General features: G+C 58.4%; 24 protein-coding genes and 1 pseudogene. 11 read left to right on the top strand and 14 right to left on the bottom strand.

The genetic code is table 11. From position 1 onward, the window contains the following. Positions 1-2: 2 nt before the first annotated feature. The 9 genes from mprF to GTW23_RS22180 all read right to left on the bottom strand — a co-directional run bounded on the left by mprF (position 3) and on the right by GTW23_RS22180 (position 11499). On the bottom strand, positions 3-2675 hold the full coding sequence (gene mprF, locus GTW23_RS22220; RefSeq protein WP_252917531.1) for a bifunctional lysylphosphatidylglycerol flippase/synthetase MprF: 2673 nt from the start codon (positions 2673-2675) through the stop codon (positions 3-5). Between the two features lie 125 nt (positions 2676-2800). Beyond that, positions 2801-3424 (bottom strand): cytochrome b/b6 domain-containing protein, encoded by a 624-nt coding sequence (locus GTW23_RS22215; RefSeq protein ID WP_252917530.1) that lies wholly within the window; start codon positions 3422-3424, stop codon positions 2801-2803. 1367 nt (positions 3425-4791) lie between these two features. Beyond that, complete coding sequence (locus GTW23_RS22210; protein WP_252917529.1) at positions 4792-5643, bottom strand: transporter substrate-binding domain-containing protein; 852 nt, start codon at positions 5641-5643, stop codon at positions 4792-4794. Positions 5644-5670: 27 nt separating this feature from the next. Beyond that, on the bottom strand, positions 5671-6828 hold the full coding sequence (gene alr, locus GTW23_RS22205) for an alanine racemase (protein ID WP_252917528.1): 1158 nt from the start codon (positions 6826-6828) through the stop codon (positions 5671-5673). Next, positions 6825-7595, bottom strand: a complete 771-nt coding sequence (locus tag GTW23_RS22200) for an ABC transporter permease (RefSeq protein WP_252917527.1) — start codon at positions 7593-7595, stop codon at positions 6825-6827. The genes alr and GTW23_RS22200 overlap by 4 nt, the downstream gene beginning before the upstream one ends. A gap of 10 nt (positions 7596-7605) precedes the next feature. Beyond that, positions 7606-8283: an ABC transporter permease gene (locus GTW23_RS22195; RefSeq protein ID WP_252917526.1), complete on the bottom strand. Its 678-nt coding sequence runs from the start codon at positions 8281-8283 to the stop codon at positions 7606-7608. Next, entirely contained in the window at positions 8280-9059 is a 780-nt protein-coding gene (locus tag GTW23_RS22190; RefSeq protein ID WP_252917620.1) for an ABC transporter ATP-binding protein, read from the bottom strand. Before GTW23_RS22190 ends, GTW23_RS22195 begins: the two co-directional genes overlap by 4 nt. 263 nt (positions 9060-9322) lie before the next feature. Further along, entirely contained in the window at positions 9323-10639 is a 1317-nt protein-coding gene (locus GTW23_RS22185; RefSeq protein ID WP_252917525.1) for an MFS transporter, read from the bottom strand. After that, positions 10627-11499, bottom strand: a complete 873-nt coding sequence (locus tag GTW23_RS22180) for a helix-turn-helix domain-containing protein (RefSeq protein WP_252917619.1) — start codon at positions 11497-11499, stop codon at positions 10627-10629. Before GTW23_RS22180 ends, GTW23_RS22185 begins: the two co-directional genes overlap by 13 nt. A gap of 277 nt (positions 11500-11776) precedes the next feature. On the opposite strand from GTW23_RS22180, the gene GTW23_RS22175 reads away from it, so the two are divergent. After that, complete coding sequence (locus GTW23_RS22175) at positions 11777-12751, top strand: class I SAM-dependent methyltransferase (RefSeq protein WP_252917524.1); 975 nt, start codon at positions 11777-11779, stop codon at positions 12749-12751. Positions 12752-12949: 198 nt separating this feature from the next. Beyond that, positions 12950-13104 (top strand): annotated as a pseudogene (locus GTW23_RS22170) (DUF736 family protein); the annotation flags it as partial. Positions 13105-13489: 385 nt separating this feature from the next. Here the strand turns inward: GTW23_RS22170 and GTW23_RS22165 are convergent. Beyond that, positions 13490-14515: a nucleotidyltransferase family protein gene (locus tag GTW23_RS22165; RefSeq protein ID WP_252917523.1), complete on the bottom strand. Its 1026-nt coding sequence runs from the start codon at positions 14513-14515 to the stop codon at positions 13490-13492. Positions 14516-15026: 511 nt separating this feature from the next. Between GTW23_RS22165 and GTW23_RS22160 the strand changes: the two genes are divergently transcribed. From GTW23_RS22160 to GTW23_RS22150, 3 genes are all read left to right on the top strand, one after another. Beyond that, a complete protein-coding gene (locus GTW23_RS22160; RefSeq protein ID WP_035522475.1) occupies positions 15027-15344 on the top strand; it encodes a DUF736 domain-containing protein in 318 nt (105 codons plus the stop codon). Between the two features lie 107 nt (positions 15345-15451). Beyond that, positions 15452-15697, top strand: coding sequence for a type II toxin-antitoxin system Phd/YefM family antitoxin (locus tag GTW23_RS22155; RefSeq protein ID WP_252917522.1), 246 nt, complete (start codon positions 15452-15454; stop codon positions 15695-15697). Next, a complete protein-coding gene (locus tag GTW23_RS22150) occupies positions 15694-16080 on the top strand; it encodes a type II toxin-antitoxin system VapC family toxin (protein WP_252917521.1) in 387 nt (128 codons plus the stop codon). Before GTW23_RS22155 ends, GTW23_RS22150 begins: the two co-directional genes overlap by 4 nt. A gap of 31 nt (positions 16081-16111) precedes the next feature. Here GTW23_RS22150 and GTW23_RS22145 read toward each other — a convergent pair whose 3' ends face one another. The 4 genes from GTW23_RS22145 to traC form a co-directional block, all read right to left on the bottom strand. Continuing rightward, positions 16112-16372 (bottom strand): WGR domain-containing protein, encoded by a 261-nt coding sequence (locus GTW23_RS22145; RefSeq protein ID WP_252917520.1) that lies wholly within the window; start codon positions 16370-16372, stop codon positions 16112-16114. Positions 16373-16468: 96 nt separating this feature from the next. Further along, positions 16469-18379, bottom strand: coding sequence for a Ti-type conjugative transfer system protein TraG (gene traG, locus GTW23_RS22140; protein WP_252917519.1), 1911 nt, complete (start codon positions 18377-18379; stop codon positions 16469-16471). Next, positions 18366-18581 carry a type IV conjugative transfer system coupling protein TraD gene (traD, locus tag GTW23_RS22135; RefSeq protein ID WP_252917518.1) on the bottom strand — a complete coding sequence of 72 codons (216 nt, stop codon included), beginning with the start codon at positions 18579-18581 and terminating at the stop codon, positions 18366-18368. Before traD ends, traG begins: the two co-directional genes overlap by 14 nt. A 4-nt stretch (positions 18582-18585) precedes the next feature. Then, on the bottom strand, positions 18586-18849 hold the full coding sequence (traC, locus tag GTW23_RS22130; RefSeq protein WP_252917517.1) for a conjugal transfer protein TraC: 264 nt from the start codon (positions 18847-18849) through the stop codon (positions 18586-18588). Between the two features lie 256 nt (positions 18850-19105). Between traC and traA the strand changes: the two genes are divergently transcribed. From traA to GTW23_RS22100, 6 genes are all read left to right on the top strand, one after another. Continuing rightward, positions 19106-22420 (top strand): Ti-type conjugative transfer relaxase TraA, encoded by a 3315-nt coding sequence (gene traA / locus GTW23_RS22125; RefSeq protein ID WP_252917516.1) that lies wholly within the window; start codon positions 19106-19108, stop codon positions 22418-22420. After that, a complete protein-coding gene (gene traF / locus GTW23_RS22120; protein ID WP_252917515.1) occupies positions 22417-22947 on the top strand; it encodes a conjugative transfer signal peptidase TraF in 531 nt (176 codons plus the stop codon). Before traA ends, traF begins: the two co-directional genes overlap by 4 nt. Beyond that, positions 22868-24091: a conjugal transfer protein TraB gene (locus tag GTW23_RS22115; RefSeq protein ID WP_252917514.1), complete on the top strand. Its 1224-nt coding sequence runs from the start codon at positions 22868-22870 to the stop codon at positions 24089-24091. The genes traF and GTW23_RS22115 overlap by 80 nt, the downstream gene beginning before the upstream one ends. A gap of 132 nt (positions 24092-24223) precedes the next feature. Then, positions 24224-24961: a LuxR family transcriptional regulator gene (locus tag GTW23_RS22110; protein WP_252917513.1), complete on the top strand. Its 738-nt coding sequence runs from the start codon at positions 24224-24226 to the stop codon at positions 24959-24961. A gap of 86 nt (positions 24962-25047) precedes the next feature. Next, a complete protein-coding gene (locus GTW23_RS22105) occupies positions 25048-25719 on the top strand; it encodes an acyl-homoserine-lactone synthase (protein ID WP_252917512.1) in 672 nt (223 codons plus the stop codon). 301 nt (positions 25720-26020) lie between these two features. Further along, entirely contained in the window at positions 26021-26350 is a 330-nt protein-coding gene (locus tag GTW23_RS22100; RefSeq protein ID WP_252917511.1) for a transcriptional repressor TraM, read from the top strand. Position 26351: the final 1 nt, after the last annotated feature.

Raw genomic sequence — 26351 nt, 5'->3', positions numbered from 1 at the left:
CGTCAGTTCTGCCGTTTGATTGGTCGATGATGTTCCGCCGCCCCATCCCGTCTGCCGCGCGAGATTGCCCCGCGCAGACCGCCGCTGACGATCGCATTGATATCGTTTGCCACCAGCAACGGGTCGATACCGCCCCAGGTCATCAGGTATCTGGAGCGCCATGTCGGGTCGAACTTGTCCTTGTAGGCGCGAAGCCCTGCAAAATTGTAGAAATGCCCCCCGAAGCGATACACCGACCCCGCGGCTCTATCCCACATGCGCGGATGTCTTGTGGCATCCAGGCCGGTTAACGGAGCCATGCCCAAGGAAAACTCGCCAAAGCCTTCGGCCTTGAGCGTCAGCATCACCGAGACGAAGAGAAAATCCATCGTTCCAGACGGGGCGTTCGAGAGATGGCGCATGAGATCGATCGTTGCATGTCGCTTGGTCGCAGTTTCGAAAATATTGGCGAACGCGACCGGACGGTCGGCTGCGTAGACGACGGCAAGCCGAAAATTCTGCAGGTAGTCCTCGTCAAACCGGCCGAGTGAAAAGCCCTTTTCGCGCGTCTTCTTCTCTTCCAGCCACTCATTGGACATGTCCCGCAACGCGGCCAGCAGGACTGGCGCATGCGGAGGCGCCGAAATCTCGAGTGTCAGGCCAGCGCGCATTGAGCGGTTATAGGCCTGACGCAGACTTCGGTGTTGCGGACCGTCCAGCGTGAAAGTCTCGAGGTTGACCACAGCCTCTTCCCCGAGCTTGCTCGGCACGAAACCGGCATCGACAAAACGCGCCAGATCTTTGTCCGCGATCTGATAGAATGCGGGACGACAGTTTGCCTGGTCTGCGGCCGTGACAAACGCATCGATAAGCTCGACAGCCGATTTCCCGTCTCCCACCGGAGACCCCAGGGCGACGAAACTCCGCCCATGTTGGCCATACATGATGAACGCGTCATTCCGCTCCGAAACGAGGAACGACTTGTCACCCGTCAAGGCAAAATTCGCATCAGCATCATCCTGCTTCGACAGGATCGAATACAGGGTTTCACTATCCGGAGTTTCGCCGGACGGCTTTCCCGGCTTCGGTCTCAAGGCAAAGAACAACAGCAGTATGAGCGAGACAGAGATGCTCACGCCCGCCATGCGAAGTGCACGCGGCATGTTCGCGTCAAACGCAAACTGCCACCACCTCGAATGCGAGTATTCCGCGTCCTGATGCGCAAACAGGAAGAACAGGGCCACGCAAACCGAAAAAGCCGCCCACAGTGCAAAGGATGCGACCGGCCGTTGCGCAAGAGAAATGGGGGTTCTTCGCTCAAAATGGCCGCGCGACAGCCAGAGCAGACCGGCCAGCAAGGCAAGCGCCAATACGAGGTCATAGTCCAGTCTTTGGAGGAGAAGCGACCCGATGGCCACGCCGAGAATCCCGATGACCAGATAAAGAGCGCTTCGGGACTGCGCACGCAAACCATTGGCAATGACGATCAGCACGCCGCCAGCCATCGCCATGACGATATTGGAGACTTCGAACAGACCCGCGGGAATGGCAGGCTTCAACTCATCGAGAATCGATGCCGGGATGGGCACCAGCCCGTTGAGGACCAGTATTGCACCGGCCAGGAAAGTCAAAGCTGCCGCCAGTCCGGGAATGAACGATGTCAGCGACATGGTAGCTGAAAGTGCGGGCCGTGCTGCCCCAATGGGAAAAACGTCCACCTTTCTCCTGCTCCGGAGTTCAAGAACGACCAGGATGAGAACGCCCATGAGCAGCGGCAAGAGGTAGTAGACGAACCTGTAGCCGAGGAGTGCTGCGGCGATGCCGGCAGTCTGATCCGGAACCGAGGAGAATGCGCCCAGGATCACAGCCTCGAAAACGCCGATCCCTCCAGGCACATGGCTCAGAACGGCTGCAACGGCCGCAACGGCAAATACGGCGACAAATGTCGAATAATGGATGGTTGCGGATGCTTCAGCCGGTAGCAGCAGGTAAAGCGTGGCCGCCGCGAAAACGATGTCGAAAAGCGAGAACGCGATCTGAAGCCCGATGTCACGCGGAGGCGGAAAACTGCCAGAAAACCGGCCAATGCCGACGGCGCGCCCGGCGAAAGATCCCCACAGAACCAGAGCAATAGTCACCGTGAATATGGCAATCGACACATATCGAATCGATGTCGATGCGAGCGGTACGATGCTTTCCAAAGCCGCAGGATGCCAGGCCAGGGCTGCAAAACCGACGAGGGTTACCCCAACTCCGAACGCCATGGCGCAATAGGTCGAGACGACGGCGATATCAGCGAGGGAGAGCCCCAGGCCGCGGTAGAAGCGGTAGCGAACCGCCCCTCCGGAAAGCACGGCAAGCCCAATGGAATTGCTCAGCGCATAGGCCGTGAAAGACCCCAGGGCCACGGTTGTCACGGGCAACTGCCTGCCGATGAAACGGAGAGCGGACCAGTCATATCCGACCAAGGCGAGATAACCGCCGGCTGTTGCGGCAACCGCCAAGGCAAGCGAGGTCCGCGAGGTACGATCAAGTTGGGTTATGACGTCTGCAATCGCAATGCCGTGGAGCGTCTTGTAGACCGCAAACGCACCCAATCCGAAGAGCAGCAAGCTGGCCAGCAGCGAACCATAGTTCTTGAGCAATCGGCTGGTATTCTGCACCGAATCCGTCGACTGAGTATCTTTGCTTGTCATTGATATCTTACGTTGACCTGGCATTCGCAACCAATTGCAGCGTCCAGATCAACGTATCCAGTGAGGGCGGGAGCGTCAAATTTGCCCGAGGAGGTGCAAGGCTGCATCCGGAAGGCAAAGACGCATCACGGTTTGGGCGCTTGCGATGCGTGCGAAGCCTCGCCGCGCAACGACCACATCTCCGTCAGGCTCAGATTGTCGGTGAAGTGATGGACAACTGCCAGGGTCATGTGGCCGATAAGGTATGCCCAGACCAGGTTTGCGAGCGTCGTATGAACAAGAATCAAGACCCCGACAAGGCCACCTGCGTCGGGATCGCCGGTGTTAATGAAGTAATAGAGGGTACCGGTGGCTGCCATCACGGTCATCAGGAGAAGCCCAAGACCATGAATGGCCGATGCCAGCGGACCGTTTTCATCATAGGAAGGCAGGCGCAGGCGAACCAGCGACCGCGAATGCGACTTGACGTCTTCCCAGACCGCAATCAAGCGACGCGTGCTGAACCACGGAAACAGCTTACCCGGGGCAGTGCCAATCCGGCGGGTGGTCAGAACGATCCAGAACAGGAGCATGAACGCAAACGCGGCAAGACCGCCATATTCGTGGATCTCATAGAGGATGCTGCCGTCATTGGGTGGTGATGGCGGCACCATGACCAGGCTGGTCAAGAGCTGGGAAATGATCGCCAGCGCCAGGCCTATGTGTGCAATCCGGGTAAACTTTGAGTGTCGTTCGTGACGCTTGATCATGACATCTGTCCTGCATCTTCAGGTGTGCTCACCGCAAGATCTACTGCTTCAACCTGTTCGCCAGATGTCCTGAACTATAACTATTTGTAATGTGAATGGCTCCGGTGCTCTCGATGCTGCTGCAATTCTGCCGCTCTTGGGAAATGCACAAAAAACCTCCGCGCCTTGAAAGTGCGAATGTTTCCGTCTTCCTCCGAGGCTATCTCTTACCTGACAGCTCTGTCCGCAGGGCTTTTTCAAGAAAGCCACTGTGCGCAACGCGATCCTTTTCCAGGCGTGATGGGTTATGATCTGCATAACGCGGTCAATCCCAGCTCTGTAGCTTCATCAAATTGGCGCATGCGGCAAGCAAAGCTTTAGAACTTTGGTAAAGAGGGATATGCGCCCGAAACTACCTCTTGAGCTGCCTTACGTCGATTCTTCGATAGCAATATATTCAACCTCCTAGAAAAGCGGTATCAGCCACACTTAGGTCGCTTGGCGCTGTCTGGGATTGCGAAAGGCGGGCCAGATGCGGAACATAAGCTCGGGGCGAGCTGACCGCAATCGGTCTCATATTATTCATTTTCCCGACGCACCAGATGTCCGCTTCCCGCCCTTTGAGGACATCAACCCGGAGCGAAGCGAATGACCGCTTTCGGGATTAGGGTCCCATTGCGCGGATGACCGGTTTGGGGCGCAAAGCAGTCATTGCGACGGGCCTCGCCACCCGCGATTTAGGCCGTACCGCAGAATGTGCGGCCCCCTGTCAATCGCGCTGGTACCACAATTACAGCCGTCAACAGAGCGCTTTGCCAGTTCAACGCCCTAAGCTTCCAAGGAGTGTCAGGGTCAAAACGAGACAGCAGATTCTTTTGACTTTTATCTGCAGATAGGTGCCGTTGCGCGGACAGCACCAGATCCGGAATCATGGATCTCTTACCGCTGCAGTAAACTGCCCACGCAAACCACCATTCCCGTTGCGCCGATGGAACCGAAGTCGGGGCATTTTCGGGATGGTTTGCTTTGCGAGCGGAGTGCTGACGAGATTGGGTTCGGACTGTCGCGACGATGGCTGCTGCAAACGGAACGACCCGGGCGGGGTCAGTCGGTTCCGCCTCCCCTGCGGGCGCTATGCTGAGGCTCCCGCGGCTGACCTTGTTACCGCCCGTGTCGTGTCGAGAACTCCCGAAATCCCGCCGGAGCGGCGGCGATATGCTGATTTCTCCGGTGCTCTTCATTGTCATGCAGGGCGCGGCGGTGGCGCGTGAGGGCGTCGCTTTCACATCTTCTATCTGGATCTGCTGTGGCAGCCCGCGGCCGGGCGTTGCAGCGGATCAGTATGGCCAAGGCCGCCACACGATAGCATTCGCGTGGCGGCCTTTTCGTCAGTTGTCGCTCTGTTGCGGGACGACGTCCGTGGCGAACCATTTGAGACTTATCGTCTCCAATGTACCATCGGCGATGATATCCTTTATCGCGGTGTTGAACTTCGATGCCAGAGCCGTATCCTCTTTTCGCAGGCCGATACCCACGCCGGGACCGAACAGCCCGCCGGAAATTCGGGGGCCGTAGAGCTCGGCAGAAGCGCCGTCCTTTGACTCCAAAAAGGCCTTCCAGACCGAGAAGTCCGCAAGTCCCGCGTCAATCCTTCCGGCGACAAGGTCGAGATTGAGGTTGTCCTGCTTGTCATAGGTGCGGATCTCCACCTCATCGCTCAAGTGCGCCTGGACAAAGGCTTCGGCGTTGGTCGAGCCCTGGACGCCGATTTTGGTTCCCTTCAGGTTCTCCTGCAGGGTTTCGAGCGCCTGCCGGCCTTCCTCGGTCTCGCTTGAGAGGTCGATCCTTGTCCTGTCATCCAGGGCGGGTAGGTCAAGTGACTTGCGAACGACAAAATAGTTGGATGTAAGCGCATAGGGATCGGAGAATGCGATAACCTGCTTTCGCTTCTCCGTAATTGACATGCCGGCCATGACCGCATCGTATTTTCCCACGGTAAGCCCTGGAATGATCCCGTCCCAGGCTTGCGTCTGAAACTCGCAGTCAAGCTTGGCGCGTTCGCACAACGCAGCCCCGACATCAATGTCGAACCCGACAGGGTTGCCGGATGTATCGACCGCGTTCCAGGGCGGAAAGGCGCCTTCTGTTGCGATCCTGATCGTTCTGTTGTCCTGAGCCTGTGCCAGAGCAACGATCGCCGTGGCGATCACTGTGTACATCATCAGCTTTAGTGTTTTCATCGCACTTCCTTCCGTTGCGGTTTGTCTTCAGGTGTAGATCCGTGGCACATGGTCCCGTAGCTGGCCGTAAAGCCCGACGAGGTCGGTTCCCCATAAGGACGCCACTTCCTCATGCGTTATGTCCTCGCCGCACTGTCGTCCCAGAAGCACGACCTGGTCTCCGAAACGGGCGTCCGGAACCTCGGTCAGATCGACGCGCAGATGTTCGAGATGGGCGGGAGGCAGGAGCCTCACCCTTTTCCCTCCGATGAGAGCCTGGGCTTTGTCGGGGACCTTTCGTGGATATCCGTCCCCCCAGCCGAAATTCACGACACCCAGCCTCATGCCAGCATAAAAGCCGGGAATTTCCGGGACTGGGCCAAGCGATGCATCAACATGCTTCACAGCGACGAGGCTCGTCGAAATGGTCTTGAGCGCCGGTCGCAAGGCCAGGTGCCGGATCGGAATGGCTGCCTCTGACAGACCAACCAGCAAGGCTCCGGGATCGACCGCGTCGAGGTCCATCTCCGGGTGGGCGAGCACGCTCTCCGTGCTTGAAATCATCGCCACTTCGGGGCGGATGCCTCTCGCACCAGCCTCCTTGAGTATCGCGAGCATGCGGGTGAACTGGTCGGTCGCGTCCGACGGCTTTGATGTCGGCAGTTCACTCAGATGGGCATAGACCCCCTCCAGCCGCACGTCGCGACAGGCAGAAGCCAGGGCAAGAAGTCTGACAGCCTCACGCGGAGTTGCGCCGGCGCGAAAGAAGCCGAGATCAACCTTGATGAAGACGCGGATGTTCGACCTTCGGGCGCGCCACCGCTCGAGTTCCTCGATGCTCGAAATGCTGATGGTAAGATCGAGCGCCTCGATCATTGGCCAGGCAGTCGGTAGTGCGCCCGGGTAGAGCAGGATCGGGCCCGTGATGCCCGTGTTTCGCATGGATATGGCGTCAAGTAGCGAGGCGACCGCAAAGCCATGCGCGCCTTCTGATGCCAGCGCTGCCGCAACCGCGGCTGCACCGCAGCCATAGCCATTGCGCTTGAGGCAGGCATAGATCTTGACCTCGGGCCGAAGGCACGCCCGCAACTGCCGGTAATTGTGGCGGATGGCGCCGAGGTCGATTTCATACCAGCTTCCTCTTAGTGCCGGATCGCCGATATGGCCGGGATGACAGGTCCCGGATGAAGACGAGGGGGTCATCATCTCGCCTCCTGACGCAGCACCGGATCGCTGTCGAGCTCTTGCGTGGGGTCGTTGTGCACCGGATCCTTGCCGTTGTTCTTCTCGGTACGCTCAAGGTGATGCGCAAGACGACGCTCCAGTCGGGCGAACGCCCTGACGACGACAAATGTGATCGCAAGGTAGATGAGGGCCGCGGAAATGAAGACCTCATAGGGCGAAAAGGTCTGTGCGACGATCTTGCGTGCCGTGCCTGTCAGCTCCATGATGGTGATAGTGCTGGCAAGCGAGCTTGCCTTGAGCATCAGGACTACCTCGTTGGCATAGGCGGGCAGGGCCAGTCGAAAGGCAATCGGCAGCACGATCCGCCGCGTACGCAACGAGTACGACATGCCGAGTGCTTTTGCGGCCTCGACTTCTCCCGCAGGAACCGCACGTATCCCGCCGCGCAGGATCTCCGTGGTGTAGGCAGCATTGTTGAGCGAGAACGCGATTAGAGCGCACCAGTACGGCTCTTTGAGAATGGTCCAGGCAGGGGTGGTCCGGATCCACTCGATCTGACCCGCGCCGTAGTAAATCAGAAACAGTTGGACGAGCAGTGGCGTGCCGCGGAACACAAATGTGTAAGCGAGGACCGGGCGTGAAAGCATGCCCGAAGACGATGACCGTAACAGCGAAAGCGGCAAGGCAATCAGGAGCCCGGCGAGAACGGAGAGGGCGGCCAGCAGCAAAGTCAGGAGAGCGCCGCTCAACAGTCGCGGCATGACGTCAATGACAAGGTACCAGTTCATGGTTGCTTTCTTACTCTGAGATGCGCACGCCCCGGCCGGCGCGCTGCTCAAGCAGCGCCAGGCCAGCCAGCGAGACGGAGGTGAATGTCAGATAGAGGGCTGCGGCGGTCAGGTAGAAGGTCAGCGGATCATGCGTCGCGCCGGCCGCCACGCTGGCCTTGCGCATGAGATCCTCGAGCCCTACGACGGAAATCAGCGCGGTGTCCTTGAGGAGCGTCAGCCAGAGGTTGCCCAGGCCGGGCAATGCGTAGCGCCACATTTGCGGCAGGATGACCAGGCGAAACGTAAGAGCTTTCGACAGCGCAAGCGCATGGGCGGCCTCGATCTGACTTCGAGGCACGGCCAGAAATGCGGCTCTGAACACCTCCGTGGCATAAGCCCCGAAGACAATCGTCAGCGCGAACACGCCGGCCGCAAACGCATCGACCTCGACATACCGGCCCAAAAGCGCGGTTAGCGCAACCGTGCCTCCAAAATACAGGATCAGGATAATCAGGAGCTCGGGAATGCCGCGGACGATTGTTGTGTAGCTATCTGCAAGCCACCGCAGAGCGCCGATCCCGCTGACCTTTGCTAAGGCCCCGCCCAGCCCGACTGCGATACCGAGCACGAGGCTGGTCAGTGCGACCTGCAATGTCGTGATTGCTCCGGCGACGATCTGGTCGCCAAATCCCTGCAGCAACGTCATCGGTGATACCCGTCACGCTGGGACGAAAGGAACTGCCTCACCCGTGGAGACGATGGGTTGGTAAAGAAGGCGTCGGGCGGACCCTCCTCTTCAATCTGCCCCTCATGGAGGAAGACGATCCGGTTCGATACCTGCCGGGCAAAGTTGAGTTCGTGGGTGACGATGAGCATGGTACGACTTTCGTCAGCCAGCGCGCGGATCACTTTCAGCACCTCGCCCACCAGTTCCGGATCGAGGGCGGAGGTGGGCTCGTCGAACAACAAGATCTCCGGCTCCATGGCCAGCGCGCGCGCGATCGCTATGCGCTGTTGCTGTCCTCCGGAGAGCTGGGAGGGATAGGCGTGGCGTTTGTCCGCCAGACCGACCTTGAGCAACAGCTCCTCGGCGCGGAGATGTGCCTCCGCTTTGTTTAGACCGAGAACATGAATGGGCGCTTCCACGATGTTCTCGAGCACGGTCTTGTGAAGCCAGAGATTGAATGTCTGGAAGACCATGCCGAGATTGATGCGCAGCGCGTTGATTTCCCGCTGGCCGGTTGCGCCAGCGCGCGCTTGGATTTGCCGTCCCCCGATCCAGATTTCGCCCTCGTTCGGCGGTTCAAGGAAATTGAGACATCGCAGCAAGGTACTCTTCCCCGAGCCGCTACTGCCCAGAATGGAGATAACGTCGCCTTGATTTGCGGTAAGCGAGAGACCCTTGATCACCTCAAGCTGGCCGAAGCGTTTTCTCAGATTTACGACTTGCAGCGCTGCTGTCGTGTTGTTCCGGTCCGGCATTGATTGGAGGGCATCGGAATTGGTTTTCACCACGGGGTCTCTCGGCTGTTATTCATTCAGCCGACAATTCCACGCGTGATTGATCTGCGATTGCGGAAAATTGATGCGGATGCACGATCTGATCAGCAAATAATCAAACGCCGGATTGCATTGATGGTGCAACTGCCTGGCGCTGCACGTTCAAGATGATCGTAGTCAGGATCCCTGTCGGTGGCAGCGCCTGTCCGCTGCCCTCGATGGTCTGAAGAAGCGGAGCGGTTCGTTTATCGGGCGTCGTCTTTGGTGTCGGCTGCGCGCCAGATGCTCAGGATCAGTGTTCCACCGGCCAGGACGACCGCATATGCGAGGAAAACACTGGAAGGTCGCACCGTGTTTCCGGCAATGGCTATGAACCCGAAAAGGATGACGCCGAGCAAAACGCCCGCGCTGTGCAAAGCGCCTTTTGCCCGGCCAAGAGCTGCTATCGGAACGTGAGACTGCAGCATGACTTCGACAGCGACGCGGCCGAGATTGTAGAGAGTTCCAAGGATAGCAAAGCTCAGAAGTGACCACGGAAGGTCCAGTATCTTCAGGGTAGCGAAGGTGCACGCAGTCAGGCCGAGGATCACGAATTGAAGCACTGACACCCGCGCTGCACGAACAAGGGGGATGAGCAGAAGTGCGCCGACAATCGATCCTGCAGACCAGGCGCTTTCGAGTTGACCGAAAACAATGGCGGTGCCGCGAAGCTCGTCAATCACGAAGCTCGGCCCAATAACGCTGACAAGGACGCCGCCGGTGTAAAGAAGGGCATAGATAGCGCCGAGCTGAAGAAGTTGAGCATCGAATATCAAGCGCGGCGCCGGCCCAGTTGCTTCAGGCCGAAATACGACCTGTTCCTGCCGAACCGCCAGCATCAGGCCGACCGACAGTGCAAAGGCCAGCGACAGCACCGCGAAAGTACAGGCTGGCGTGGAAATGTGCAGCAGAAGACCAGTCAAGGCTGCCGCAAACAGACTGCCCGCCTGCGTCAGAAAAAATGCGATGGAATTGCCCGTCGACAGTCTGATGTGGGCGGTGACACTCGGGATCATCGACTGTGACGCGGTAAGCGCTATCCGGTCACAACTCGCAAAGACAACCGCGGAAACCCAGATTGCCCAGCGCATGTCAGCGACGATCAAGATAGCTCCCAACGTCAGCATCGCCGCAAAGCGAAAGGCGTCAGCGAAAACATACAAAAGGCGGCGATCCAAACGATCCGACATCCAGCCCGCCAGCGGACTAGCCATCAGCTCGGTCACGCTGATGATGGCGAAATACACTGCTACCGCCGGGCTCCCGAACCCTTCGGCCACGAGAATCCACGCGCATGCAATGTGGTAACCGTTCCGTCCCAAAGCCGAGGCGAATGTGCAGGCAAGAAACCAATTGAAGCTGTTGCGCTGCGGCGCACCCCTCGGACAATCGGGCGAGGATGTCGGCGGCATCCTCGCGGAATGATCGGCGTGGCCAGACCGGTGGTGCAACCGGCTTGAGCAGATGTGAAACTTTGCCAATACACTGCGAAGCAACCATGCGCGCGCCATCAGCTTCGCCACCTTCGGCGATATTCGGACGGGCCCGTGCCATGAACGCGCTTGAAGGCATAGGCAAAATGGCTCGAACTCGAAAACCCGCATTCCAACGCGATATCGGTTGCCGACCGATCCGTGGTGGTCAGTAGGTCCAAAGCGCGCTTCAGGCGAAGATCCGCCATGTAGCCAGAGGGGGTTTTGCCGGTCGATTGTTTGAACGCTCGAAAGAAGTGTCGCCGGCTCACTCCGAGCCCCGAAGCGAGTTCATCAGCGCTGGGCGGGTCCGCAAGGCGCTCTTCCATTAAGGCAATAACCCGTTTGAGATCGAACGGCGAGAACCCGCCCTTGACCGGCTCGTGGGCTAGATCGTTCAGTCTGACCATTTGCACGAGGATCTGGACCGCCTGGCTTTCCACCATCATGGCGCTCGTCGGGTCCGGGTTCTTCAGCTCGGTCGCAATCCTTTGAAGTGCTGCTTCAATTATACTGTCGCGAAAACCTATTGCCGGCCGCAAGACTGCCTGATGCTCGTTTCCGAGCGTTTGTTGAACGAAATCCGCATCCATGGACACGAACAGGTATGACCCGGTCGTGTCTCCTTCGTCCCAACCAGTCCATTCGCTATAGGCAGGCAGGAAGATGAGGGATCCGGCCTTGCGGGGGGAAAATCCGACGCGGCGGCCATCCACATAATCCTGACCGGACCTGGCTTCGCCCTGCAGGTTGATCAGGAAAGTATAATCGTCGACGGCGATCCGCGTTTCCTGACGTCGCAATCCGGTCCGCGTGACCATGTCCGCCCGGACCATTCCCCAGTCCAGATGCTGATGAATGATCGTGGTGCGATGCGAACGGCGGGCCTCGTCGGGCTGGAAGCCACACATCTCCGACAAGAATTTTTGCCTCCCTAAACGTTGCAAGGCGGCTATCTATAAGATGGTCATGAGTTGTTCAGCAACTGGGAAGTAACCCAAGGTTGGGCGATGATGGCACTTTGGTGACAATCGGGCATAGCCGTGAAAGCAGCATGCGAAGCGCCGCATTAGCGTTCAGGCTACGACGAAACTCCAGGCGATACTGGGATATATGTGGAACTCGTTGCGTATACTCAGGGACGCAGCCGGAAACGTCGCGTCTTGTTTTTTTGTGAGGTTCTCCATCATGCAGGATTTCAGCGATTTTCTTACCGAATGTGATCGGGCGCCGCGGCTCAACAACCTGGCCGGGTTCTTTTCAGAGACCGCGGCCGGCAGGGGTGGAGTCCCGATCCGCAAACCGGTGGTGGATATGCGACTGCTGCCCAATGACAATCTCCTGCATCGTATCGTCGAGCTACATGCACGCCGGCAGGGATTTTTTGACCAGCACTATCACGGCAGCATTCCATATCGCCTGGAAGAGGAGTGTCGAATGGCGCACGCCCTGTTGCGCTACTCCCAGCAGAGCACGCGCGACATCTCGCTCTACAGCCTCGGCACTGCCGAAGGCACCATGGCGCGGACGATTTCAGAACTCGGTCAGGGGAAAATACGGTCTTTGTCCTGCAGCCCGAATGAAGAGAATCACAAGTGCTTCATGGCTTTCGGCAATCCGCCGCATGCCCAGTTTTACCTCGGACCTTTCCATCGGCTTACAGACGCATATATGCGTTCAGAGGAAAGCTTGGAACAATTCGCCGACGGCTTCGATGTAATCCTGGAGGACACGACTTTCCAGATGTACTCACCAAACCGGCACCAGCAAATCGCCTTCGTCGCCCGACATCTCAAGGATGACGGCATTCTTCTCCTCGTGGAGAAGTTCCAGGCTGCAGATCGCCGCGACTATGAGGCTCGTGAGGCGCAAAAGGATTTCGGGTACAAACCGAGATACTTTGGGCTGGACGAGATCGAGCGGAAAACCCGACAAGTGCTCACGACCATGCATGACAGTGAAGTGACTCTGGCCGCCATGGCGAAAGCCGTCTACGCTCACTTCAGGCATTGTGTCATCACATGGAACAGCGGCAACTTCTACGGCCTTGCTGCCAGCAACAGTGCGGACAAGCTGGAACGCTACCTCTCGCTGCTGGTTCAGCCCGCGATTCCGCTCGAGTATGTTTATGGACCTGAGCCGTACACCGAGCTACCGCTTTAACATAAGTGATGATGCGAATTTTGTGAACGCGACGGGTCGTCTCCCCGGTCATTCCTTCGCCTCGGCGAATAAACGAGACGCATTTGATAGCCCTGCGCACAGCTCACGGCTGCGATAGCTGTCAATGCGGTCTCGATTGAGGAATGGCCGATTGGCGAACGCCGCGTGAAACGTGTCTGGATCTGCATATGTAATGACCGCATCCTTTCCGGTGTAGTTGAGCTTGGTGCCGGGTGGTAGAAGCAGGCTAAGCGACCGAACGCGATTGCATTTCGGTCAAACTCGACGTCTCGAGCTTCCCGGCTCCGATCCACGCAACCCTGAGCGAGGTGGACGGCCGGGAAGGATTGTAGCTGATCTGGTCCTGCCCGACTGGCAACCGCGACTGAGCGCTCTGCACGACGGCCTCGCCGCAGGGCAGAGCCCTGTCCATGTCATCAGGCATGTCGCTTTGTCATTTCAACTGCCTGTGCCGGGCTCAAGACGGTGCAGCGCGGACCCTGCACCGGCGTCCGTGTTGAATGCCCAGTCTCATCTCAATATCTCAATCGGTAAGGTGAACAGAAATCATCCCTTGTTCAAATCCTCAAGCCTGCCCAACGAGCGCCGACCCCAGACAAGTTTTCGGAGCTCGCCTAAGCTTGCGAAGTGGAAATGCCCCAACGGGTCTTCATTGATCGGCACTCGTTCCTCTGACAAAGCCCCGGCAGAGTCGTTGGAGGAAAACTGTTTTAGAGTTTACTCCGCCCTGCAGGCAAGCAATATGTCGCGCGTATCTGGCATACGATCCAGCGATCGGCCGATCCTCTCACGCCATCGGGGCCCTCGCGCCATCGCGTCCTCATAAGCGTCCCATATGTCCGACGGGCGATCCTCGGCCATAGTCGAGACAATAAACGCTGCCTGTTGACGGTCTTTTTCCGCCTTGAAGGACGTGGGGCCGTCACGTCGGCGGTCTGCTACGATCAGTTTGTGGATTGCAAACTTCTCAGGGCGCGGGATTTGAACGAGGATACCATCACGGTAAAGTGCAACCGCGTTGACCGGGTCAGAGATCAGGTAGTTCAAGTGATGCAACGCGCGTGCTTTGACACCCAGTGCAGGGAGATCGCGAATTCCCTCTTCCGCATCAAAGGAGGGTGTCAGAAACTCAATCATCATTCCTGTTTGCCCACTTTGGCGCCACCGCCAGACACTGTCTCGATCAAGACCGTCAACAGGATCGAATTTGAGCGCAGAGAAGGTCTCCGCAAGCGAAGGCTCTACCGCGTCTTCCAACGCCACGGACAGGCGTTCGAATTGCGCGATGTCAATATCCCCAGTGTTGGCTACGCTCCCAAGGGGGAGGGTTGCTCCAAGCTCGCCTTCCATCAAACGGAAAGCGTTCGTACCGATGAGTGTACCGCCGAGCCGGAATGTTCCGACCTTGGCCATGGCGAGCAACAGGCCACCCGTTCCGCGGTCGACCGGCGTCATGCCTTCCGCTCGCAATAATCGGGCCAGGCGGGAACGCTCTTTCCTGCGCTCTGCTGCCTGCGCGCGCAGCTCGTTCATTCGGTCGACCCGGCTGCGTGTTTCCTGCCCGTCCGGGCCGACATACCAGAACTTTACGGCATTCCCAATTTTCTCGGCCGCGTACCAGTAGGCCTTGTCTCCCCGTTTCTTGGTGACGAGGGAACCGTGGACATTTGCGATCATGTCGTCTTTGAGGAGACGCAAGAGATCACTGTAGGCGGATCGCGCCACGGAACTCAGATTGGCCATCTCAATCTCCACTGCTTTCCTCGGTAAACTTATATTAATTGGTTTACCGGTGCAATCGGTCAACTTATTCCTTTTCGTTTACCGAATTGCAAAACGGGCGGCTTTGTGAAGTTAACCGTCAGAGATGGCGAAGATTGGTCTCGTACCATGACGCAAGATTCTCGTGATCCGCTTTCCTCTGTCCGATGCCTTTATGCATCTGCGGTATGAGTATGATATTTTCCGGTCTTCATCCCCATTCGAATGTCATCAAAGCGCCGCCCAAAGCGGTCTCGATTGAGGCATGTCTGACCGGAAAACGGCTTCGCCTCGCTCGGCATGACGCAACGGCGGTCCGAAACTTTCTTCCCCTTCGAACTCGGTTCGAATTCCTCGCGGGTCAAGAAAGTGTCTCCTCGCCGTCCTCCATTTCATTCCGCCCCCTTTGGGGTGCGCGCCGATCGCTCCCGGTCTCCTGACAGCCATCGAGGCCGCGATAGGCGCGGCCCGAAACATCGAAAGGATGAAGACAATGGCAAACATCGGCACTTTCACCACCGCGAAGAATGGCTTCACCGGTCAGATCAAGACCCTCGCCCTAAACGTCAAGGCCCGCCTCGAGCGCGTCGAAACCCCTTCCGAGAACGGCCCACAATTCCGCATCTTCTCCGGTGCAGTTGAACTGGGCGCCGGGTGGCAGAAGCAGGCGAAGGGAACCGAGCGGGATTACATCTCGGTCAAGCTGGACGATCCGAGCTTCCCTGCTCCGATCTACGCAACCCTGATCGAGGTGGACGGTCAGGAAGGGCTGCAACTGATCTGGTCCCGCCCGAACGGCAATCGCGACTAACCGCCGGAGGAGGGCCTCGTCGCAAGACGGGGCCTTCCGCGCGATGGGGTGTGTTGAACTTCGGCTGCATATGAACTAAGTTGAATGGACTAAGCAGGAGCGCCGCTATGCACACCGTCAATATCCACGAGGCCAAGACACACCTGTCGCGTCTGATAGAGAAGGCCGCGAAGGGCGAACCCTTCATCATCGCCAAAGCGGGCAAGCCGCTTGTAAAGGTCATGGCGCTGGATGCACCGATGCCCGGCGCAACAAAGCGCACCGGCTTCATGGCCGGTCAGTTCACCGTGCCTGATGACTTCGATTGCATGGGTGACGAAGACATCGAAGCAATGTTTGGAGGCGATGCGTGAGGTTCCTTCTCGATACCCATCTTCTTTTGTGGGCGGCAAGCGCTCCAGAGCAGTTGCCTGCACAAGCGCGTGCCGAAATCGAGAACTCCGACAACGATTTGATCTTTAGCGCGGCGAGTCTTTGGGAAGTCGCTATCAAGACAGGCCTGGGACGCCCGGATTTCGCGGTCGATCCACGATTACTTAGGCGTGGTTTGGTGGACAATGGCTATCATGAACTGGCGATCACCGGTGAACATGCGATTGGCCTTTTGGTGCTTCCTCCCATACACAAGGATCCTTTCGATCGTATTTTGATTTCGCAGGCCGTTGCCGAGGAAATTGTCCTGATGACCGTGGACGAGAAGATCGCGCGATATCCGGCGCCGGTCCGGTGCTTTTGATTGTTCGCAACATCGGTGGGCGTCAAAGCTATCAGCGCCGCTGTACTGCCGCATCGCGATATCCGCGGCGCCTTTTGCTACGCTCAAGACGGTGCAGCGCGGACCCTGCATCGGCGTTCGTATCGAATGTTTCCATCATCGTCTGACCGCGTCTTCCAATCCTTCCCCAGTCGCGAATGAGCGACGCGCCGCCGAACAGCGTGGGCTGAAGGCTCAGGCTGTAGAAGCGGTGCATATTCTGGGCCGGGTCGATGCGACGAAGATGAACCTGGTCGGGAGTGAATGTCTGCATGCGAAGAGTCTCTTCGACGCAGCAAACGAAGTCCAATGAGTTGTGTGAATCAAAGCCGGGCAATCGATTCACAACGTTGATACGCATTCCTCGCGATCAGCGATGGAACCGGTTCTTGCCAACGACGCTTTTCATGTCATTGCGCCGAAACCAGATGGCGCGTCCGCATCTGAGCGGCGGACTACCCGACGTGAAAACGATCTGTTCGTCGCCGCGCATGCGCAGCACCTCCTCCGGCAGGATCAGTGGCCGTGCCGCCAATTGCTTGGAGCGCGTTCGCGACGACCCCGACATCTGCGATGTACGGCTCAACTGGTCGACCTCCACCGTGGTGTTGCCGCAGCGTCGCGAGATGTAGTCGGCGGTCTCGGGATCGTTGATCGCGGCGAAGGATACCCATGAGGCGCTTTCGAACCATTTCGATGCGGCGTCCCGCCCACCATAGGTTTCGCGCATCTGGCCGATCGACTGGAAAAGCAGAAGCAGGCTGATGCCGTATTTGCGACCGGCATCGCGCGCGGTTTCCAGAATGCGCAGGTAACCGAGCCGAGCCACCTCATCGAGCAGGAACAGGGTGCGGCCTTTGATCTCTCCATTTCTGTTGTAGATGGCGTTGAGAAGCGCGCCGATGATGGTGCGGGCCAACCCCGGATGGGTCTCCAGTGTTTTGAGGTCGAGGTTGACGAAGATGTCGGTCTTGCCGCCGGCGATGTCATCGGTCGAGAAACTCGAACCTGAAACGAGCGCAGCATAGTTCGGGTAGCTCAGCCAGTGTGTTTCCTTGATCGCGTTGGCGTAAACGCCGGAGAAGGTTTCCGGTGTCATGTTGACGAAGGCGGCGACGTTCTCTCGAACGAATGCGGATTCTGAATTGTCGTGGATCCTCTGCAATCGCTCGCGCAATTTGGGCTCAGGTTCGGACAGGTTCATGCGCATCTGGCGCAGCGTCTGGTTTTCCTTTTCCGTATGCCCTGACAGGCAGACGTCGGCGATCAGCGCGGTTATTAATTGCAGGGCGGAGGCGCGGAAGAAGTCGTCGCGCATTGAAGTCTGACGTCCGGTATCGGTCACGACCCAGCTGGCGACGGCAACGACATCCTCCTCCTTGGTACCGCCGAACCTGCCGATCCAGTCGAGCACATTGAACCCGACCGAGGCGTCCCTGGGGCTGAGCACGAAAACCTCATGTCCAGCACGCCGCCGCTGATCGATCACCATGGGCGCGGCCTCGTTTGACGGATCGAGCGCAACGAGCCCTCCACCCCATTTGAGCGCAGTAGGGATCGTTACCGAAGTGGTCTTGAACCCGCCCGATCCGGCAAAGACCAGTCCGTGCGTCGATCCGAACGAGGCGTCGAAGCAGAGCAGCGATGACTTCCCGCCATTGCCCCATGTATCCTCGACGTCGGCCCGGAATGGTTGGCTCGCCACACTGTCCTGGTCGACGCGATATGCCTCGCCAAGGACAATGCCTCCACCCTCACCGAACATATTCCTGGCGGCGGCGACGGACATCCAGTCGGCCGATCCATGGATTGCGCGCTTTCCCGTCATCCTCCGCGGCTTCATTGTCGCGAACGCTGCATCACCATTGAGAGCGACGCGCAGCGCAAGCATGCCGGCGACGAAGCAAAGCATTGCGCCGATGCCGGTCGAAGGATCGGCATATTCGAGCAGGCTGTGTCCCGCCGGAACCGCGTCTGCAAAACCGCTGAGGCGTGTAGTTTCCCGCGTCGCGGCAATGGCGATCACGGCAATCGCACCGGTAAGTACACCGTATCCGGCGAACCTAATCGCCATTGCTCCGCGCGCTGCAAACAGGAAAACGATGCCGAGACCCGCCGCTAGGCCATAGGGTATGGCGATGCCGATCCGCCCAAACGTCTGTTGCGTCTCAACCGAATTTCCAAATTGCGCCAACCAGGCTTCGGAACCTTTTAACCCGATGCAGACGGCGATCATCATGCCGACGGGCGCAAGCAGAAGAATGAGCTTACTCGGTGTCATCTAAAAACGCCTCCGCTCCGATCGCCGTCAGCCGTTCCCGCTCCGCTTCGTCCGCCTTGATCCGGCTGGCGCCGTCGATCAGCAATCCGAGCACAAGCGCCCGCTTCTCATAGCGAAGCCCCGCCTTGGCGATCAGACCGCCAAGCTGGATCTTCTCCCGCGTATCCTTCTTGCGCGCGTCGGACTGGCTTGCTTGTCGCATTCGCTCAAGCCTCGCTATTTGCGCGCGAAGCCGCGCCAGACGGGTTTTGCGCGGGAGGGAGTTTCCGGGTCTCGCTGCCGCGTTCACGAAACCGTTTGGCCAGGTCCTCAAACGCCGTCAGCAGCTTGCCGTCATCGGCTTCGACTTCGCCAATCCCGGCCTTGAGCGCGATCCGGCCGATCCGTTCGGCCTCACGCGTCTCTGCGGCCTTCAGCTGCTCCTGGAGTTTGGCGATTTCATCTTTGATTCTGGATGATGGCTTCTTCATTCCGGTTGCTCCCGATTGTCACTAATGCCCCAAAGGCATGAGCAGAATCGCCCGGGTGCGCGTTCAGCGCATCCCGGCAGAAATGCCGGGTCGAGAGACCCGTCTCAATGAGAGATCATCCCAGCGTTCCGAAGGAATGCGTCCAAGGGCGCAGTAATACGTCGCTGGGGCGACGTGGCTCGCTGCGGCCCCAGTCGGGCCGGGGCGGCGGCCTGCGGAACAAGGATGAACTTGTCTCGCAGGAGCCTGATGAACCGTGGCGATCACGCATTTTACACCCCAGCTTATTTCTCGTGGCAACGGCCGCAGCGCCGTTTTGTCCGCGGCCTATCGCCACTGCGCAAAGATGAACCACGAGGCGGAAGCGCGCACCGTCGACTATTCCAACAAGAAGAACCTCGCCCACGAAGAATTCCTGCTACCCGCCGATGCTCCGAAATGGGCGCGGGACACGATCGCCGATCGTTCGGTTGCCGGGGCAGCGGAAGCCTTCTGGAACAAGGTCGAGGCGTTCGAGAAACGTAGTGACGCCCAGCTTGCCAAGGAGTTCATTGTTGCTTTGCCGGTCGAGTTCAGCCGCGACCAAAACATCGCACTGGTCCGGCAGTTCGTCTCAGAGCAGGTGCTTGCCCGCGGGCAAGTGGCCGATTGGGTCTTCCATGACGATCCGGGCAATCCGCACATCCATCTGATGACGACATTGCGCCCGCTCACCCAGGACGGGTTCGGTTCCAAGAAGGTCGCGGTGATTGGCCCGGATGGAAGTCCGGTTCGAACCAAAACCGGGAAAATCCAATACAAACTTTGGTCCGGCGAGAAGGCGGAATTCCTCGAACAGCGGCAGAGATGGCTCGATCTCCAAAACCAGCATCTGGACATGGCGGGCCTCGAAATCCGTGTCGATGGCCGGTCCTACGCCGAACGCGGCATCGACCTCGAGCCGACAACCCATATCGGCGTTGCGGCAAAGGCGCTGCAGCGCAAGGCGGGCGATGCGGGAAACAAGATCGATCTCGAACGGCTGGTATTGCATGAGGCCCAACGGAATAAGAACGCCGCCCGGATCGAGCACAGGCCTGAACTCGTTTTCGATATACTGACGTCCGAACGAAGCGTCTTCGATCAGCGCGATATAGCAAAGGTCTTGCATCGCTATGTCGACGATCCGGAGCGCTTCCAGCGGCTTCTCACTCGGATTACGGAAAGCCCGGAATGCCTGAAACTCACTGACGAGACAATCGACTTTGCGACCGGGGCGCGGGTCGCGGCACGGCTGACGACCCGGGGGATGATCAGGCTCGAGGCCGAAATGATTTCCCGCGCAAACTGGCTTTCGGGAAGGGACGGGTTCGCGGTTGAGGTGAAAGTCCTGGAAACCGTCTTTGCCCGGCATGATCGGCTGTCGGAAGAACAGCGTACTGCCATTGCACATGTGGCAGGATCGGAGCGGATCGAAGCGATAGTGGGACGGGCAGGAGCCGGCAAGACCACGATGATGAAGGCTGCCCGTGAAGCCTGGGAGTTGGCCGGCTTTAACGTCGTTGGTGGTGCGCTTGCAGGTAAGGCGGCGGAGGGTTTGGAGAAAGAGGCCGGCATTCCCTCCCGTACGCTGGCGTCGTGGGAGCTCAATTGGAAACAGGGACACCGGCGTCTCGATGGCAAGACGATATTCGTGCTCGATGAAGCGGGCATGGTGTCGTCCCGACAGATGGCGACCTTCGTCGAAGCGATCACGAAGGCCAGCGCCAAACTCGTCCTGGTCGGTGATGCCGAGCAGCTCCAGCCCATCGAGGCGGGTGCTGCCTTTCGCGCCATCGTCGAACGCACCGGCTATGCCGAGCTCGAAACCATCTATCGCCAGAAAGAAGACTGGATGCGCGCCGCCTCGCTCGATCTGGCGCGCGGGCGCGTTGCCGAAGCGCTGTCATCTTATGGCGCGAAAGGCCGGGTAATTGGGCGGCCGCTCAAGCTTGACGCCATCGAAACGCTGATTGCCGACTGGAACCGCGACTACGATCCGGACAAATCAACCTTGATACTCGCGCATCTGCGCCGCGATGTACGCCAGCTCAACATCATGGCGCGTGAAAAGCTCGTTGAGCGCGGTCTGGTCGAAGAAGGCCACGCTTTCAAGACCGAGGATGGACCCCGGCAGTTCGCCGTTGGCGACCAGATCGTGTTCCTTAAGAACGAAGGCTTGCTTGGCGTCAAAAACGGTATGATCGGCAAGATCGTCGAGGCTGCACCAGGCCGTATGGTTGCGAGTATCGGCGAGGGCCAGGACGCACACCGCGTTACCATCGATCAGCGGTTCTATCGCAATCTCGATCACGGCTACGCCACGACGATCCATAAATCGCAAGGTGCGACCGTCGACCGGGTAAAGGTGCTGGCGTCTCTCTCGCTCGACCGGCATCTGACCTATGTTGCCATGACCCGCCATCGGGAGGACATGGCGGTCTACTATGGAGAACGGTCCTTCAAAGCTGCTGGGGGGCTTGAGAAACTTCTCTCCCGAAAAAACGGCAAGGAAGTCACGCTCGATTATGCGGGCGGCTGGTTCTATGCCCAGGCGCTCCGCTTCGCCAATAATCGCGGCCTGCATCTCGTTCGCGTTGCCCGTACGCTGATGCGCGATCGGGTCCAATGGACCATTCGGCAGAAACAGAGACTCATCGATCTCGGCGTCCGGCTTCGCACCGCCGGCGCGCAGCTAGGTCTTGTCGATCATCCACTTCACCAACCCCAACAACAATCTATCAGAAAGGCGGAGCCGATGGTTAAAGGCATCTCCAGCTTCACCATCTCGGTCTTGGATGCGGTCGACGAGAAGCTGCAAGCCGATCCGGCCCTGCAAAAGCAGTGGGACAATCTCTCCGACCGAATTCGGCTCGTCTATGCGGATCCGGAATCCGCCTTCAAGGCGATGCGTATGGAGACCGTTCTGGAAGACGCGAACGTCGCGCGTGAGCGCCTTAGCGAAATCGAACGGAACGCGGCAAGCTTCGGCGCCTTGCGCGGCCGCGATGGTCTGTTGGCAAGCCGCTCGGACTTGGAAAACCGCCGAGTGGCCGAAATCAATGTTCCTGCGCTCCGTCACGATCTCGAGCGCTATTTTGACATGCGACAGAACGCGATGAACAAGTACGCTGCCGAGGAGGAAGGACACCGGAAGCGCACCTCGATCGATATTCCGTCGCTGTCGCCAGCGGCTGCGCGGGCCATGGAGAAGGTGCGGGACGCCATCGACCGCAACGACCTACCGGCAGCACTTGGATTTGCCCTGGCCGACCGCATGGTGAAGGCCGAACTTGATACCTTCAACAAGGCGGTGTCCGAACGGTTCGGAGAACGGACCTTGCTCGGCAACGGTGCTAGGGACCCCTCGGGTTCGACCTTTGAAAAAGCTGCCAAGGACATGTCGCCGGCCGAGAAGCAGAAGCTTGCTGCTGCCTGGCCGTTCATGCGCGCTGGCCAGCAGCTCATCGCCCAGCAACGGACCCAGCAGGCACTGAAGGGATCGGAAGCGTTGCGGCAAACACACAGTAAGAGCCAAGGGCTCAAGCAATGACACAGAGGTACCGCATTGCCGTCGTAACGGCACTTTTTTGTCTTCCGATAGCCCTGTTTGTCGCAGCCTATGGGATCGGGCTGCGGATCAATCTGACGCCGAGCTTTCCGCTTGGGCTTTGGCGCATCGAAGCGCTGAATCGCACCTTTCGTATCGGGGATCGTGTATTCATCTGTCCGCCGTTATCGCACGAGTTTCGATGGGCCCGTGAGCGCGGATATCTGCGCCGGGGCCTTTGCCCAGGCTGGCTTAGTCCGTTGATCAAGACCGTCGTCGCACTCCCCGGACAGTCGATTGAAATCGGCGCGTCTGTCGTGATCGACGGAGTGAATTTGCAGCGATCCGCGGTCCAGCCAAACGATGGTTCGGGCAGGCCGATAACGCCCTACGCCGGGGGGGTAGTGCCGCCAGGGTTTCTGTTTCTCCACTCACCGTTCAAAGGTTCCTATGACTCACGATATTTCGGGCCGATCCCGGCCGATGGTGTTCTCGGGCTGGCGACGCCCATCCTTACCTTCGTTCCGTGACGGCCTGGTTTGCCTGAGCTTTATCGCAGGCAGTGCCGTTGTCGGCGCGATTGCCTGGAGTGGCGAAGTGCTGGCCTTGCCCGCTGCTGTCTTGTTTCCGACGCTCTGGGCGTTTGCACCCAACCGGCTCGTTGCGGGTTTGGTGGCGCTGGCCTATTTCCTTGCAGCGTCGCGCGGGCTGCCTGTTGGCGTCTCAATTTTCTATGCGAGTGATATGTGGGTCGGGCTCGGTCTATGGCTCACGGCCTCGGTTCTTTTCGTCCTCGTGCACAGCTTGATTTGGACATCGAAGTCCGGGTGGCACAAACCGTTGCGTTACGCGCTTGCATGGATCCTGATGAGCGTTCCGCCTTTTGGCATCACCGGTTGGGCGAACCCGATCACGGCCGCTGGTGTCTTGTTCCCGGGCCTCGGCTGGTTTGGATTGATAGCCATGGCTCACACCTTATCTGCGATGACGACGCGGGTATGGCAGATCGTTGCTCTTATCGTTGGTGCCTTTGTCGCACTGTCAGCTAAGGGCTGGAGCGAACCGCATCCACCGGAAGGCTGGATCGGCATTGACACGCACTTCAACTATGCCTCTCCCGGTCAGCACGCGGATTATGCGCAGCATCTCGCCACGCTGGCATTGGTTCAGGACGCGGCGAAAGCCGGCGTGAAAAACATCGTCCTTCCCGAAAGCGCATTCGGGATATGGACACCGACCACCGACCACCTCTGGGTCCGCGCACTTCAGGACCTTGATGTGACGGTAAACGGGGGTGCGATCCTTATCAGTGCTGAGGGCTACGACAACGTCATGATCGAAGTGTCAGGGAAGGGCGCAGAAATCCTTTACCGCGAGCGCATGCCCGTGCCGGTTTCGATGTGGCAACCCTGGGCATCGGGTGGCGCAACGGCCCATGTCTATGGAAAGCCTACCGGTAGATTTGCCGGGACGCTTATAGCTCCTCTGATCTGCTACGAGCTGCTCATAGTCTGGCCGATCCTGCAGTCGATGCTCTACGAACCGAGCGTCATTGTGGCAACCGGCAATGGCTGGTGGACCGGCGACACCAACATCGTTGCAATCCAGAAGGCGGCCGCCCGGGCCTGGGCATCGCTGTTCGGCGTGCCGCTCGTGATCGCCTTTAATACCTGACAGGATTCTCCATCAAACAACGCTCGGAAGCTGACGATCTAGAACTTGTCTAGTTCGACAACTATGCATTGCATATGCGACTCATAATGGAAATATTGCGCCCGAATCTCAGGTTCCGGGAAAGGTAGGACGTTGGAGAAAATCGCAGATTCCGATTTGATGGGAGCACTCTCGAAAATTTCAGACATTGTCGACCAGAATTCAACTATCCGGTTTTTGAAAGACGTGGCCTCCCGATACGCATTGAATACCATTGCCTATTTCGCTGTTGGCGTTGTCGGTCAAAATGAAACCGATCCCTATCTTGCCGTAACCTATCCTCCCGAATGGGTCGAGCATTACAAGAAACGGCAGTATGTCGATGTCGATCCCGTTGTTCGTCTTGGATTTCGCCGTATGCTTCCCCTTGATTGGGACGAGTTCGGAAAGCCTACGGGGCGGTTGAAGACCTTTTTTGGTGAAGCCGGCGAATTCGGCATCGGTCGCCGCGGCCTGACAGTTCCAGTCCACGGCCGCTGCGGCGATCGCGCCTTGTTCTCCGTCACATCAGATCTTTCCGCCCGCGACTGGGCAAGCGCGAAATTACTCTATATGCGCGACTTTCAAGTCCTTGCGATGCACATCCACGATCGTGTGCTTTGCATCGAGGGACAAGCGAGCGAGCCTGCAAGTCTTTCTCCGCGTGAACTGGAATGCTTGCAATGGATTGCTGAGGGCAAGACGGCCTGGGAATGCGCCGTCATACTCTGCCTGTCGCAGCACACCGTGCGTTGCTACCTGGAGAGCGCCCGCCACAAGCTCCATGCCACAAGCAATACCCATGCCGTTTCAATCGCTCATAGAGCAGGGTTGCTTTTTGGTCCTTTGTAAACCCTGCTGTTGAGCCGGATTTTCGTCTCGAAACCCAGCCGATAACTGGTGTCTGCGTCATCAATCAATGAACGGAGACCACCATCATGATATTCGCAATCGAAAGTGCCGATCAGGACAAGTATCCAGAGCTGTTTGACGAAATGTTCCGCATGCGGGCCGAAGTCTTTTCTGGTCGCCTTGGCTGGGACGTCAAAGTCGAAAACGGACGGGAGATCGACCGGTTCGATGCAGAAGACCCTCTCTACCTTCTGTCGCTCGATGAAAGGTCAGGACAGCTTCGTGGCGCTGTGCGTCTGCTCCCCACGACCGGCCCCAACATGCTCAGAGACGTGTTTTCCGTGCTGATGCCTGGTGGTACGGTCGGAAGCCCATTGATCTGGGAGAGCTCACGATTTGCGGTCAATCCGCAGATCTTCGAGGCGAGGGATCGGGCAGAAGCAAACCACATGGTGAGCAAAACTACCGTCGAGCTTTTGTACGGGATGGTTGAAGTCGCTCAACGGGCCGGCATCGAACACATCGTATCGGTCTTCGACGCCAGAATGGCGCGGATTTTCAGGTCGATCGATTGCCGTTTTGAACAGCTCGGTACGCCAGTGCGGATCGGGAAGGTCATGACCTATGCCGGTCTGTTCGACATAGGCGCCGACATGCGGTCGCGGCTTGGAGCAGCCGGTGATTTACGTTCATCAGTTCTCGCTGATGGTGCAATCGCTCCAGCGTCGGTAACCGCACTTGTTGCGAATGTCGAATAATTTCAATGTAAACATCCGGGCTGGCGTCTGGCGTTCATCATCCTGATGAAATATGCTTTTCCCCGAGGCGGTACGCGCCGCCTCGGGGCGTAGAAACCCCACCACAGCGGTTTGGTGTCGGCCGACCCGACACCGAGGATCCTCTGGCCATTGGCCGGGGGCCTGCGACGTATGTCCAGGTGCCTCGGTGCTAAAGGTCGCAGGGACCGTCTGTGGCGGTTTTCTAACCCCCGGCTTGGGGTCAAGATCTTGTTCGTTCGCGGGGGCGCACCGCGGACCAAGCCGAAGGGGTGGTGCAATATTGCCGGATATCCGCAGCCTGGAACTCAAACCCGATTGCTCAAAGCGTGCCATTGAGACGATCCTCGCGGAACTTGAGCAAGACGAGCTTGAGCGACTTGCGATCGACATCATTCGCGAACAACGATGTCGGTTGGCAAAAGCGCAAGAGCTCTATGAACTGCTCGATACTCTTGAACAAGGGAGTGGTGAGGGTTCCCTGGTTGGCCAACGCCGACATGAATATCGCCTGGCGCTCGTCATGATGAAGGCCCACCATCCGATCGCTGCGACCGTCATCAACAAGCTAGGTTATATGCCGCCACTCCCGGAAGACATGATCCGCCAGTAGC

The organism is Parahoeflea alexandrii, from assembly GCF_024105735.1.
In the GTDB taxonomy this organism is placed as follows: domain Bacteria; phylum Pseudomonadota; class Alphaproteobacteria; order Rhizobiales; family Rhizobiaceae; genus Hoeflea; species Hoeflea alexandrii.
The sequence above is the reverse complement of the archived record's forward strand: the minus strand, read 5'-3'. Positions and strand labels throughout refer to the sequence as shown.

Excerpts from the sequence above, each read along its gene's own strand:
- mprF (WP_252917531.1), bottom strand. The coding sequence starts at position 2,675 with ATGACAAGCAAAGATACTCAGTCGACGGATTCGGTGCAGAATACCAGC.
- GTW23_RS22215 (WP_252917530.1), bottom strand. The coding sequence starts at position 3,424 with ATGATCAAGCGTCACGAACGACACTCAAAGTTTACCCGGATTGCACAC.
- GTW23_RS22210 (WP_252917529.1), bottom strand. The coding sequence starts at position 5,643 with ATGAAAACACTAAAGCTGATGATGTACACAGTGATCGCCACGGCGATC.
- alr (WP_252917528.1), bottom strand. The coding sequence starts at position 6,828 with ATGATGACCCCCTCGTCTTCATCCGGGACCTGTCATCCCGGCCATATC.
- GTW23_RS22200 (WP_252917527.1), bottom strand. The coding sequence starts at position 7,595 with ATGAACTGGTACCTTGTCATTGACGTCATGCCGCGACTGTTGAGCGGC.
- GTW23_RS22195 (WP_252917526.1), bottom strand. The coding sequence starts at position 8,283 with ATGACGTTGCTGCAGGGATTTGGCGACCAGATCGTCGCCGGAGCAATC.
- GTW23_RS22190 (WP_252917620.1), bottom strand. The coding sequence starts at position 9,059 with ATGCCGGACCGGAACAACACGACAGCAGCGCTGCAAGTCGTAAATCTG.
- GTW23_RS22180 (WP_252917619.1), bottom strand. The coding sequence starts at position 11,499 with ATGTGTGGCTTCCAGCCCGACGAGGCCCGCCGTTCGCATCGCACCACG.
- GTW23_RS22175 (WP_252917524.1), top strand. The coding sequence starts at position 11,777 with ATGCAGGATTTCAGCGATTTTCTTACCGAATGTGATCGGGCGCCGCGG.
- GTW23_RS22165 (WP_252917523.1), bottom strand. The coding sequence starts at position 14,515 with ATGGCCAATCTGAGTTCCGTGGCGCGATCCGCCTACAGTGATCTCTTG.
- GTW23_RS22160 (WP_035522475.1), top strand. The coding sequence starts at position 15,027 with ATGGCAAACATCGGCACTTTCACCACCGCGAAGAATGGCTTCACCGGT.
- GTW23_RS22155 (WP_252917522.1), top strand. The coding sequence starts at position 15,452 with ATGCACACCGTCAATATCCACGAGGCCAAGACACACCTGTCGCGTCTG.
- GTW23_RS22145 (WP_252917520.1), bottom strand. The coding sequence starts at position 16,372 with ATGCAGACATTCACTCCCGACCAGGTTCATCTTCGTCGCATCGACCCG.
- traG (WP_252917519.1), bottom strand. The coding sequence starts at position 18,379 with ATGACACCGAGTAAGCTCATTCTTCTGCTTGCGCCCGTCGGCATGATG.
- traD (WP_252917518.1), bottom strand. The coding sequence starts at position 18,581 with ATGCGACAAGCAAGCCAGTCCGACGCGCGCAAGAAGGATACGCGGGAG.
- traC (WP_252917517.1), bottom strand. The coding sequence starts at position 18,849 with ATGAAGAAGCCATCATCCAGAATCAAAGATGAAATCGCCAAACTCCAG.
- traF (WP_252917515.1), top strand. The coding sequence starts at position 22,417 with ATGACACAGAGGTACCGCATTGCCGTCGTAACGGCACTTTTTTGTCTT.
- GTW23_RS22115 (WP_252917514.1), top strand. The coding sequence starts at position 22,868 with ATGACTCACGATATTTCGGGCCGATCCCGGCCGATGGTGTTCTCGGGC.
- GTW23_RS22105 (WP_252917512.1), top strand. The coding sequence starts at position 25,048 with ATGATATTCGCAATCGAAAGTGCCGATCAGGACAAGTATCCAGAGCTG.